Here is an 11,377-nt window from a genome sequence, read left to right as displayed (position 1 = left end):
ACCTATAGTGCTGCTTTCTCTACTTAACAGTGCTCGTTTACGACCTGAATTACTGATTCTGGTACTAATGGTGATGATCATTTCTATGTTCGTCATTCCATTACCTACCTATCTGGTTGATTTCCTGATCGCACTGAATATCGTACTGGCGATATTGGTGTTTATGGGGTCGTTCTACATTGACAGAATCCTCAGTTTTTCAACGTTTCCTGCGGTACTGTTAATTACCACGCTCTTTCGTCTGGCATTATCGATCAGTACCAGCCGTCTTATCTTGATTGAAGCCGATGCCGGTGAAATTATCGCCACGTTCGGGCAATTCGTTATTGGCGATAGCCTGGCGGTGGGTTTTGTTGTCTTCTCTATTGTCACCGTGGTCCAGTTTATCGTTATTACCAAAGGTTCAGAACGTGTCGCGGAAGTCGCGGCCCGATTTTCTCTGGATGGTATGCCCGGTAAACAGATGAGTATTGATGCCGATTTGAAGGCCGGTATTATTGATGCGGATGCTGCGCGCGAACGGCGAAGCGTACTGGAAAGGGAAAGCCAGCTTTACGGTTCCTTTGACGGTGCGATGAAGTTTATCAAAGGTGACGCTATTGCCGGCATCATTATTATCTTTGTGAACTTTATTGGCGGTATTTCGGTGGGGATGACCCGCCATGGTATGGATTTGTCCTCCGCTCTGTCTACTTATACCATGCTGACCATTGGTGATGGTCTTGTCGCCCAGATCCCCGCATTGTTGATTGCGATTAGTGCCGGTTTTATCGTGACTCGCGTAAATGGCGATAGCGATAATATGGGGCGGAATATCATGACGCAGCTGTTGAACAACCCATTTGTATTGGTTGTTACGGCTATTTTGACCATTTCAATGGGAACTCTTCCGGGATTCCCGCTGCCGGTATTTGTTATTTTATCGGTGGTTTTAAGCGTACTCTTCTATTTTAAATTCCGTGAAGCAAAACGTAGCGCCGCCAAACCTAAAACCAGCAAAGGCGAGCAGCCGCTTAGTATTGAGGAAAAAGAAGGGTCGTCGTTAGGACTGATTGGCGATCTCGATAAAGTCTCTACAGAGACTGTACCGTTGATATTACTTGTGCCGAAGAGCCGGCGTGAAGATCTGGAAAAAGCTCAACTTGCGGAGCGTCTACGTAGTCAGTTCTTTATTGATTATGGCGTGCGCCTGCCGGAAGTATTGTTACGCGATGGCGAGGGCCTGGACGATAACAGCATCGTATTGTTGATTAATGAGATCCGTGTTGAACAATTTACGGTCTATTTTGATTTGATGCGAGTGGTAAATTATTCCGATGAAGTCGTGTCCTTTGGTATTAATCCAACAATCCATCAGCAAGGTAGCAGTCAGTATTTCTGGGTAACGCATGAAGAGGGGGAGAAACTCCGGGAGCTTGGCTATGTGTTGCGGAACGCGCTTGATGAGCTTTACCACTGTCTGGCGGTGACGCTGGCGCGCAACGTCAATGAATATTTCGGTATTCAGGAAACAAAACATATGCTGGACCAACTGGAAGCGAAATTTCCTGATTTACTTAAAGAAGTGCTCAGACATGCCACGGTACAACGTATATCTGAAGTTTTGCAGCGTTTGTTAAGCGAACGTGTTTCCGTGCGTAATATGAAATTAATTATGGAAGCGCTCGCATTGTGGGCGCCAAGAGAAAAAGATGTCATTAACCTTGTGGAGCATATTCGTGGGGCAATGGCGCGTTATATTTGCCATAAATTCGCCAATGGCGGCGAATTACGAGCAGTAATGGTATCTGCTGAAGTTGAGGATGTTATTCGCAAAGGGATCCGTCAGACCTCTGGCAGTACCTTCCTCAGCCTTGACCCGGAAGCCTCCGCTAATTTGATGGATCTCATTACACTTAAGTTGGATGATTTATTGATTGCACATAAAGATCTTGTCCTCCTTACGTCTGTCGATGTCCGTCGATTTATTAAGAAAATGATTGAAGGTCGTTTTCCGGATCTGGAGGTTTTATCTTTCGGTGAGATAGCAGATAGCAAGTCAGTGAATGTTATAAAAACAATATAAGGGCTTAATTAAGGAAAAGATCTATGCAACATTTGGATATCGCTGAATTAGTTCGTTCCGCACTGGAAGTAAGTGGTTGCGATCCTTCACTCATCGGAGGAATAGATAGCCATTCAACAATTGTTCTGGATTTATTTGCATTGCCAAGTATCTGTATCAGCGTCAAGGACGATGATGTATGGATCTGGGCGCAATTGGGTGCTGACAGCATGGTGGTATTACAACAGCGGGCTTATGAAATCTTAATGACCATAATGGAAGGATGCCATTTTGCCCGCGGCGGGCAATTACTACTGGGGGAGCAGAATGGGGAGCTAACTCTTAAAGCCTTAGTGCATCCGGATTTTTTATCTGACGGTGAAAAGTTCTCTACTGCCTTGAATGGGTTTTACAACTATCTGGAAGTTTTTAGTCGGTCGCTAATGAGATGAAAACACCTCGTTTACTGCAATATCTGGCCTACCCACAAAAAATAACCGGCCCAATTATTGAGGCGGAATTGCGCGATGTGGCCATTGGCGAACTGTGTGAAATACGCCGTGGCTGGCACCAAAAACAGGTTGTTGCACGTGCGCAGGTGGTTGGCTTACAGCGGGAACGCACCGTGCTGAGCCTTATCGGCAATGCCCAGGGGCTGAGCCGCGATGTCGTGCTTTATCCCACTGGACGTGCGTTATCGGCGTGGGTGGGATACTCAGTATTAGGCGCGGTGTTGGATCCGACAGGGAAAATCGTTGAGCGTTTTACCCCTGAAGTGGCGCCGATTAGCGAAGAACGCGTTATTGATGTCGCACCGCCGTCTTACGCTTCGCGCGTTGGCGTCCGTGAACCGCTGATTACCGGTGTGCGCGCGATTGACGGGTTATTGACCTGTGGCGTAGGCCAGCGAATGGGCATTTTTGCCTCCGCAGGATGCGGTAAGACCATGCTGATGCATATGCTGATCGAGCAAACGGAGGCGGATGTCTTTGTTATTGGTCTTATCGGTGAACGAGGCCGTGAGGTCACTGAATTCGTGGATATGTTGCGCGCTTCGCATAAGAAAGAAAAATGCGTGCTGGTTTTTGCCACTTCCGATTTCCCCTCGGTCGATCGCTGCAATGCGGCGCAACTGGCGACAACCGTAGCGGAATATTTTCGTGACCAGGGAAAACGGGTCGTGCTTTTTATCGATTCCATGACCCGTTATGCGCGTGCTTTGCGAGACGTGGCACTGGCGTCGGGCGAGCGTCCGGCCCGTCGAGGTTATCCCGCCTCCGTATTCGATAATTTGCCCCGCTTGCTGGAACGCCCCGGGGCGACCAGCGAGGGAAGCATTACTGCCTTTTATACGGTACTGCTGGAAAGCGAGGAAGAGGCGGACCCGATGGCGGATGAAATTCGCTCTATCCTTGACGGTCACCTGTATCTGAGCAGAAAGCTGGCCGGGCAGGGACATTACCCGGCAATCGATGTACTGAAAAGCGTAAGCCGCGTTTTTGGACAAGTCACGACGCCGACACATGCTGAACAGGCATCTGCCGTGCGTAAATTAATGACGCGTCTGGAAGAGCTCCAGCTTTTCATTGACTTGGGAGAATATCGTCCTGGCGAAAATATCGATAACGATCGGGCGATGCAGATGCGGGATAGCCTGAAAGCCTGGTTATGCCAGCCGGTAGCGCAATATTCATCCTTTGATGACACGTTGAGCGGTATGAATGCATTCGCTGACCAGAATTAAAGTATTGCAGCGGCGCTGTACGGTATTTCATTCACAGTGTGAGTCGATATTACTTCGCTATCAGGATGAGGATCGCGGGCTGCAGGCCGAGGAGGAGGCACTCCTTGAACAAATAGCGGGTCTGAAATTGTTATTAGATACGCTGCGTGCAGAAAACAGACAGCTCAGTCGTGAGGAAATTTATACGTTATTACGTAAGCAGTCTATTGTTCGCCGGCAGATAAAAGATTTAGAACTCCAGATTATACAAATTCAGGAAAAACGGAGCGAGCTGGAAAAGAAAAGGGAAGAGTTTCAGAAAAAAAGTAAATATTGGTTGCGCAAAGAAGGGAACTATCAACGCTGGATAATCCGTCAGAAAAGACACTACATCCAGCGAGAGATACAGCAGGAAGAGGCCGAGTCAGAGGAGATAATTTAATGGGCGATGTGTCAGCTGTCAGTTCATCCGGAAACATTTTACTGCCGCAGCAGGATGAGGTCGGCGGTTTATCAGAAGCATTAAAAAAAGCGGTGGAGAAACATAAGACAGAATATTCCGGTGATAAAAAAGATCGCGACTATGGCGATGCTTTCGTAATGCATAAAGAAACGGCTTTACCGGTATTACTGGCGGCATGGCGACATGGCGCGCCAGCGAAATCAGAACATCACAATGGCAACGTTTCTGGTCTGCATCATAACGGAAAAGGCGAACTCAGGATTGCTGAAAAACTGTTGAAAGTCACTGCTGAAAAATCTGTCGGTTTGATTTCTGCGGAGGCCAAAGTAGATAAATCTGCAGCGTTGCTATCGTCTAAAAATAGGCCGTTAGAAAGCGTAAGCGGTAAAAAATTATCTGCTGATTTAAAAGCCGTGGAATCCGCTAGTGAAGTAGCCGATAACGCCACGGGAATCTCTGACGATAATATCAAGGCATTGCCTGGAGATAATAAAGCCATCGCGGGCGAAGGCGTTCGTAAAGAGGGCGCGCCGCTGGCGCGGGATGTCGCACCTGCCCGAATGGCCGCAGCCAACACCGGTAAGCCTGACGATAAAGATCATAAAAAGGTTAAAGATGTTTCTCAGCTTCCGCTGCAACCAACCACTATCGCCGATCTTAGCCAATTAACCGGCGGCGATGAAAAAATGCCTTTAGCGGCGCAATCAAAGCCGATGATGACTATTTTTCCCACTGCCGATGGCGTGAAAGGAGAGGATAGCTCGCTGACTTACCGTTTTCAGCGCTGGGGAAATGACTATTCCGTCAATATTCAGGCGCGGCAAGCAGGGGAGTTTTCGTTAATACCGTCAAATACGCAGGTTGAACATCGTTTGCATGATCAATGGCAAAACGGTAATCCCCAGCGCTGGCACCTGACGCGAGACGATCAACAAAATCCGCAGCAGCAACAGCACAGACAGCAATCTGGCGAGGAGGATGACGCCTGATGTCATTGCGTGTGAGACAGATTGATCGTCGCGAATGGCTATTGGCGCAAACCGCGACAGAATGCCAGCGCCATGGCCGGGAAGCTACGCTGGAATATCCGACGCGACAGGGAATGTGGGTTCGATTGAGCGATGCAGAAAAACGGTGGTCGGCCTGGATTAAACCTGGGGACTGGCTTGAGCATGTCTCTCCCGCTCTGGCGGGGGCGGCGGTTTCTGCTGGCGCTGAGCACCTGGTCGTTCCCTGGCTTGCTGCGACAGAGCGACCGTTTGAGTTGCCCGTGCCGCATTTGTCCTGTCGGCGTTTATGCGTAGAGAACCCCGTGCCGGGAAGCGCGCTGCCGGAAGGGAAATTGTTGCACATTATGAGCGATCGGGGGGGCCTGTGGTTTGAGCATCTTCCTGAACTGCCTGCAGTCGGGGGCGGCAGGCCGAAAATGCTGCGTTGGCCGTTGCGCTTTGTAATCGGTAGCAGTGATACGCAGCGTTCGTTGCTGGGCCGAATCGGGATCGGAGATGTACTCCTGATTCGTACTTCCCGTGCGGAAGTTTATTGCTACGCGAAAAAGTTAGGTCATTTCAACCGTGTTGAAGGGGGAATTATTGTGGAAACGTTAGATATTCAACATATCGAAGAAGAAAATAATACAACTGAAACTGCAGAAACTCTGCCTGGCTTGAACCAATTGCCCGTCAAACTGGAATTTGTTTTGTATCGTAAGAACGTTACCCTCGCCGAACTCGAAGCCATGGGGCAGCAACAGCTATTATCACTGCCGACCAATGCTGAACTTAACGTTGAAATTATGGCGAATGGTGTTTTGCTGGGTAATGGCGAACTGGTACAGATGAATGACACCTTAGGCGTTGAGATCCATGAATGGCTGAGCGAGTCTGGTAATGGGGAATGATATCTCATTAATTGCCTTACTGGCATTTTCCACCCTGTTGCCATTTATTATTGCGTCAGGAACCTGTTTCGTTAAATTTTCTATTGTATTTGTCATGGTGCGTAACGCCCTGGGATTGCAGCAGATACCTTCAAATATGACGCTTAACGGCGTCGCATTGCTGCTTTCTATGTTTGTTATGTGGCCCATAATGCATGATGCCTACGTCTATTTTGAGGACGAAGATGTCACCTTTAATGATATTTCGTCATTAAGTAAACACGTTGATGAAGGTCTGGATGGTTATCGCGATTATCTGATCAAATATTCAGATCGCGAGTTAGTTCAGTTTTTTGAAAACGCGCAACTGAAGCGTCAGTATGGAGAAGAGACCGAGACGGTAAAGCGTGACAAAGATGAAATTGAAAAACCTTCAATATTTGCGTTATTACCTGCTTATGCGCTGAGCGAAATAAAAAGCGCGTTTAAAATTGGTTTTTATCTCTATTTGCCCTTTGTCGTCGTCGACCTGGTGGTATCCAGCGTGCTACTGGCGCTGGGGATGATGATGATGAGTCCGGTGACGATATCTACACCTATTAAGCTGGTGCTTTTTGTCGCGCTTGATGGCTGGACCTTACTGTCTAAGGGATTGATATTACAGTATATGGACATTGCAACATGACATCATTACGAGACGGGATAGTTAAATGGATGATTTAGTGTTTGCAGGTAATAAGGCGCTCTATCTTGTTTTGATCCTGTCAGGGTGGCCGACGATTGTCGCAACGATTATCGGCCTCCTGGTAGGGTTATTCCAGACGGTAACGCAATTACAGGAACAGACGCTGCCTTTTGGCATTAAATTACTTGGCGTGTGTTTGTGCTTGTTTTTACTGTCTGGCTGGTATGGCGAAGTTTTACTCTCTTACGGGCGTCAGGTGATATTCCTGGCGTTGGCTAAGGGGTAAAAAATGTTTTACGCGTTGTACTTTGAAATTCATCACCTGGTTGCGTCTGCGGCGCTAGGGTTTGCTCGCGTGGCGCCGATTTTTTTCTTCCTGCCGTTTTTGAATAGCGGGGTATTAAGCGGCGCGCCGAGAAACGCCATTATCATCCTGGTGGCATTGGGAGTATGGCCGCATGCATTGAACGAGGCGCCGCCGTTTTTATCGGTGGCGATGATCCCGTTAGTTCTGCAAGAAGCGGCGGTAGGCGTCATGCTGGGCTGTCTGCTGTCATGGCCTTTTTGGGTTATGCATGCGCTGGGTTGTATTATCGATAACCAGCGAGGGGCAACGCTAAGTAGCAGTATCGATCCGGCAAACGGTATTGATACCTCGGAAATGGCTAATTTCCTGAATATGTTTGCCGCTGTCGTTTATTTACAAAACGGCGGTCTGGTCACGATGGTTGACGTGTTAAATAAAAGCTATCAGCTATGCGATCCGATGAACGAGTGCACGCCTTCATTACCGCCGCTATTAACGTTTATTAATCAGGTGGCTCAAAACGCCTTGGTTCTGGCCAGTCCGGTGGTATTAGTGCTGTTGCTGTCAGAAGTATTCCTGGGTTTATTGTCGCGCTTTGCTCCGCAAATGAACGCCTTTGCGATTTCACTGACGGTAAAAAGCGGCATTGCCGTTTTAATTATGCTGCTTTATTTCTCTCCGGTACTACCGGACAATGTACTGCGACTCTCTTTCCAGGCCACAGGGTTAAGCAGTTGGTTTTACGAGCGAGGGGCGACGCATGTCCTCGAATAAAACAGAAAAACCGACTAAAAAACGGCTGGAAGACTCCGCTAAAAAAGGCCAGTCATTTAAAAGTAAAGATCTCATTATCGCCTGTCTGACGCTGGGAGGAATTGCCTATCTGGTGTCGTATGGCTCATTTAATGAGTTTATGGGGATAATTAAGATCATTATTGCGGATAATTTTGATCAGAGTATGGCTGATTACAGTTTGGCCGTTTTTGGGATAGGGTTAAAATATCTGATTCCATTTATGCTGCTCTGCTTAGTGTGTTCCGCATTACCGGCGTTATTACAGGCCGGTTTTGTGCTGGCGACAGAAGCATTAAAACCTAATTTATCGGCGTTAAACCCGGTAGAAGGGGCGAAAAAACTTTTTAGTATGCGCACGGTTAAAGATACGGTCAAAACCCTACTGTATCTCTCATCCTTTGTGGTGGCCGCCATCATTTGCTGGAAGAAATATAAGGTTGAAATCTTTTCTCAGTTAAATGGCAATGTTGTGGATATTGCCGTCATTTGGCGTGAACTTCTCCTCGCATTGGTATTAACTTGCCTTGCTTGCGCATTGATTGTCTTATTATTGGATGCTATTGCGGAATATTTCCTGACCATGAAAGATATGAAAATGGATAAGGAAGAAGTGAAGCGTGAAATGAAGGAGCAGGAAGGGAACCCAGAGGTTAAATCTAAAAGACGTGAAGTTCATATGGAAATTCTGTCTGAACAGGTGAAATCTGATATTGAAAACTCACGCCTGATTGTTGCCAACCCCACGCATATTACGATCGGGATTTATTTTAAACCCGAACTGATGCCGATTCCGATGATCTCGGTGTATGAAACGAATCAGCGCGCACTGGCCGTCCGCGCCTATGCGGAGAAGGTTGGCGTACCTGTGATCGTCGATATCAAACTGGCGCGCAGTCTTTTCAAAACCCATCGCCGTTATGATCTGGTGAGTCTGGAAGAAATTGATGAAGTTTTACGTCTTCTGGTTTGGCTGGAAGAGGTAGAAAACGCGGGCAAAGACGTTATTCAGCCACAAGAAAACGAGGTACGGCATTGAGCCGCGTAAAGCAGTAGCGATGTATTCATTGGGCGTTTTTTGAATGTTCACTAACCACCGTCGGGGTTTAATAACTGCATCAGATAAACGCAGTCGTTAAGTTCTACAAAGTCGGTGACAGATAACAGGAGTAAGTAATGGATTATCAAAATAATGTCAGCGAAGAACGTGTTGCGGAAATGATTTGGGATGCCGTTAGTGAAGGCGCCACGCTAAAAGACGTTCATGGGATCCCTCAAGATATGATGGACGGTTTATATGCTCATGCTTATGAGTTTTATAACCAGGGACGACTGGATGAAGCTGAGACATTCTTTCGTTTCTTATGCATTTATGATTTTTACAATCCCGATTACACCATGGGACTGGCGGCGGTATGCCAACTGAAAAAACAATTTCAGAAAGCATGTGACCTTTATGCAGTAGCGTTTACGTTACTTAAAAATGATTATCGCCCCGTTTTTTTTACCGGGCAGTGTCAATTATTAATGCGTAAGGCGGCAAAAGCCAGACAGTGTTTTGAACTTGTCAATGAACGTACTGAAGATGAGTCTCTGCGGGCAAAAGCGTTGGTCTATCTGGAGGCGCTAAAAACGGCGGAGACAGAGCAGCACAGTGAACAAGAAAAGGAATAATTATGGTAAATGACGCAAGTAGCATTAGCCGTAGCGGATATACCCAAAATCCGCGCCTCGCTGAGGCGGCTTTTGAGGGCGTTCGTAAGAACACGGACTTTTTAAAAGCGGCGGATAAAGCTTTTAAAGATGTGGTGGCAACGAAAGCGGGCGACCTTAAAGCCGGAACAAAGTCCGGCGAGAGCGCTATTAATACGGTGGGTCTAAAGCCGCCTACGGACGCCGCCCGGGAAAAACTCTCCAGCGAAGGGCAATTGACGTTACTGCTTGGCAAGTTAATGACCCTACTGGGCGATGTTTCGCTGTCTCAACTGGAGTCTCGTCTGGCGGTATGGCAGGCGATGATTGAGTCACAAAAAGAGATGGGGATTCAGGTATCGAAAGAATTCCAGACGGCTCTGGGAGAGGCTCAGGAGGCGACGGATCTCTATGAAGCCAGCATCAAAAAGACGGATACCGCCAAGAGTGTTTATGACGCTGCGGCCAAAAAACTGACGCAGGCGCAAAATAAATTGCAATCGCTGGACCCGGCTGACCCCGGCTATGCACAAGCTGAAGCCGCGGTAGAACAGGCAGGAAAAGAAGCGACAGAGGCGAAAGAGGCATTAGATAAGGCCACGGATGCGGCGGTTAAAGCAGGCACAGACGCCAAAGCGAAAGCCGAGAAAGCGGATAACATTCTGACTAAATTCCAGGGAACGGCTAATGCCGCCTCTCAGAATCAGGTTTCCCAGGGTGAGCAGGATAATCTGTCAAATGTCGCCCGCCTCACTATGCTCATGGCCATGTTTATTGAGATTGTGGGCAAAAATACGGAAGAAAGCCTGCAAAACGATCTTGCGCTTTTCAACGCCTTGCAGGAAGGGCGTCAGGCGGAGATGGAAAAGAAATCGGCTGAATTTCAGGAAGAGACGCGCAAAGCCGAGGAAACGAACCGCATTATGGGATGTATCGGGAAAGTCCTCGGCGCGCTGCTAACCATTGTCAGCGTTGTGGCCGCTGTTTTTACCGGTGGGGCGAGTCTGGCGCTGGCTGCGGTGGGACTTGCGGTAATGGTTGCCGATGAAATTGTGAAGGCGGCGACGGGGGTGTCGTTTATTCAGCAGGCGCTAAACCCGATTATGGAGCATGTGCTGAAGCCGTTAATGGAGCTGATTGGCAAGGCGATTACCAAAGCGCTGGAAGGATTAGGCGTCGATAAGAAAACGGCAGAGATGGCCGGCAGCATTGTTGGTGCGATTGTCGCCGCTATTGCGATGGTCGCGGTCATTGTGGTGGTCGCAGTTGTCGGGAAAGGCGCGGCGGCGAAACTGGGTAACGCGCTGAGCAAAATGATGGGCGAAACGATTAAGAAGTTGGTGCCTAACGTGCTGAAACAGTTGGCGCAAAACGGCAGCAAACTCTTTACCCAGGGGATGCAACGTATTACTAGCGGTCTGGGTAATGTGGGTAGCAAGATGGGCCTGCAAACGAATGCCTTAAGTAAAGAGCTGGTAGGTAATACCCTAAATAAAGTGGCGTTGGGCATGGAAGTCACGAATACCGCAGCCCAGTCAGCCGGTGGTGTTGCCGAGGGCGTATTTATTAAAAATGCCAGCGAGGCGCTTGCTGATTTTATGCTCGCCCGTTTTGCCATGGATCAGATTCAGCAGTGGCTTAAACAATCCGTAGAAATATTTGGTGAAAACCAGAAGGTAACGGCGGAACTGCAAAAAGCCATGTCTTCCGCGGTACAGCAAAATGCGGATGCTTCGCGTTTTATTCTGCGCCAGAGTCGCGCATAAAAACTGCCAAAATAAAGGGAGAAAAA

General features: G+C 48.1%; 12 protein-coding genes. All 12 read left to right on the top strand.

Going from position 1 to position 11,377, the window contains the following annotated elements:
• The first annotated feature begins 7 nt into the window (after positions 1-7).
• The 12 genes from invA (at position 8) to sipB (ending at position 11,351) form a co-directional block, all read left to right on the top strand.
• Positions 8-2,065 carry a type III secretion system export apparatus protein InvA gene (gene invA / locus ABVN36_RS04140; protein WP_000927219.1) on the top strand — a complete coding sequence of 686 codons (2,058 nt, stop codon included), beginning with the start codon at positions 8-10 and terminating at the stop codon, positions 2,063-2,065.
• Between the two features lie 23 nt (positions 2,066-2,088).
• Positions 2,089-2,496: an SPI-1 type III secretion system chaperone SpaK gene (gene spaK, locus ABVN36_RS04135; protein WP_001164066.1), complete on the top strand. Its 408-nt coding sequence runs from the start codon at positions 2,089-2,091 to the stop codon at positions 2,494-2,496.
• Complete coding sequence (invC, locus tag ABVN36_RS04130) at positions 2,493-3,788, top strand: SctN family type III secretion system ATPase InvC (RefSeq protein ID WP_000856766.1); 1,296 nt, start codon at positions 2,493-2,495, stop codon at positions 3,786-3,788. The genes spaK and invC overlap by 4 nt, the downstream gene beginning before the upstream one ends.
• A complete protein-coding gene (spaM, locus tag ABVN36_RS04125; RefSeq protein WP_001747512.1) occupies positions 3,766-4,209 on the top strand; it encodes an SPI-1 type III secretion system protein SpaM in 444 nt (147 codons plus the stop codon). The genes invC and spaM overlap by 23 nt, the downstream gene beginning before the upstream one ends.
• Positions 4,209-5,219 (top strand): SPI-1 type III secretion system protein SpaN, encoded by a 1,011-nt coding sequence (gene spaN, locus ABVN36_RS04120; RefSeq protein ID WP_023137851.1) that lies wholly within the window; start codon positions 4,209-4,211, stop codon positions 5,217-5,219. Before spaM ends, spaN begins: the two co-directional genes overlap by 1 nt.
• Complete coding sequence (gene spaO, locus ABVN36_RS04115; protein WP_000058734.1) at positions 5,219-6,130, top strand: SPI-1 type III secretion system protein SpaO; 912 nt, start codon at positions 5,219-5,221, stop codon at positions 6,128-6,130. Before spaN ends, spaO begins: the two co-directional genes overlap by 1 nt.
• Entirely contained in the window at positions 6,120-6,794 is a 675-nt protein-coding gene (gene spaP / locus ABVN36_RS04110; RefSeq protein ID WP_000526016.1) for an SPI-1 type III secretion system export apparatus protein SpaP, read from the top strand. Before spaO ends, spaP begins: the two co-directional genes overlap by 11 nt.
• Positions 6,795-6,819: 25 nt before the next feature.
• Positions 6,820-7,080 (top strand): SPI-1 type III secretion system export apparatus protein SpaQ, encoded by a 261-nt coding sequence (gene spaQ / locus ABVN36_RS04105; RefSeq protein WP_000342503.1) that lies wholly within the window; start codon positions 6,820-6,822, stop codon positions 7,078-7,080.
• Between the two features lie 3 nt (positions 7,081-7,083).
• Positions 7,084-7,875: an SPI-1 type III secretion system export apparatus protein SpaR gene (gene spaR, locus ABVN36_RS04100; protein WP_000498965.1), complete on the top strand. Its 792-nt coding sequence runs from the start codon at positions 7,084-7,086 to the stop codon at positions 7,873-7,875.
• Complete coding sequence (spaS, locus tag ABVN36_RS04095; protein ID WP_000097721.1) at positions 7,862-8,932, top strand: SPI-1 type III secretion system export apparatus protein SpaS; 1,071 nt, start codon at positions 7,862-7,864, stop codon at positions 8,930-8,932. Before spaR ends, spaS begins: the two co-directional genes overlap by 14 nt.
• A 137-nt stretch (positions 8,933-9,069) precedes the next feature.
• Positions 9,070-9,567: a SycD/LcrH family type III secretion system chaperone SicA gene (gene sicA, locus ABVN36_RS04090; protein ID WP_000386309.1), complete on the top strand. Its 498-nt coding sequence runs from the start codon at positions 9,070-9,072 to the stop codon at positions 9,565-9,567.
• A gap of 2 nt (positions 9,568-9,569) precedes the next feature.
• Positions 9,570-11,351, top strand: a complete 1,782-nt coding sequence (gene sipB, locus ABVN36_RS04085; protein WP_000245779.1) for an SPI-1 type III secretion system needle tip complex protein SipB — start codon at positions 9,570-9,572, stop codon at positions 11,349-11,351.
• Positions 11,352-11,377: the final 26 nt, after the last annotated feature.

Source organism: Salmonella sp. SJTUF15581, assembly GCF_043356775.1.
GTDB lineage: Bacteria > Pseudomonadota > Gammaproteobacteria > Enterobacterales > Enterobacteriaceae > Salmonella > Salmonella enterica.
This window is presented reverse-complemented; position numbering and strand designations above follow the sequence as displayed.

Bases quoted from the DNA above. Each gene is read 5' to 3' on its own strand.
- spaR (WP_000498965.1), top strand. From the start codon at position 7,084: ATGTTTTACGCGTTGTACTTTGAAATTCATCACCTGGTTGCGTCTGCG.
- spaS (WP_000097721.1), top strand. From the start codon at position 7,862: ATGTCCTCGAATAAAACAGAAAAACCGACTAAAAAACGGCTGGAAGAC.
- spaQ (WP_000342503.1), top strand. From the start codon at position 6,820: ATGGATGATTTAGTGTTTGCAGGTAATAAGGCGCTCTATCTTGTTTTG.
- spaO (WP_000058734.1), top strand. From the start codon at position 5,219: ATGTCATTGCGTGTGAGACAGATTGATCGTCGCGAATGGCTATTGGCG.
- invC (WP_000856766.1), top strand. From the start codon at position 2,493: ATGAAAACACCTCGTTTACTGCAATATCTGGCCTACCCACAAAAAATA.
- spaN (WP_023137851.1), top strand. From the start codon at position 4,209: ATGGGCGATGTGTCAGCTGTCAGTTCATCCGGAAACATTTTACTGCCG.
- spaM (WP_001747512.1), top strand. From the start codon at position 3,766: ATGCATTCGCTGACCAGAATTAAAGTATTGCAGCGGCGCTGTACGGTA.
- sicA (WP_000386309.1), top strand. From the start codon at position 9,070: ATGGATTATCAAAATAATGTCAGCGAAGAACGTGTTGCGGAAATGATT.
- spaP (WP_000526016.1), top strand. From the start codon at position 6,120: ATGGGGAATGATATCTCATTAATTGCCTTACTGGCATTTTCCACCCTG.
- spaK (WP_001164066.1), top strand. From the start codon at position 2,089: ATGCAACATTTGGATATCGCTGAATTAGTTCGTTCCGCACTGGAAGTA.
- sipB (WP_000245779.1), top strand. From the start codon at position 9,570: ATGGTAAATGACGCAAGTAGCATTAGCCGTAGCGGATATACCCAAAAT.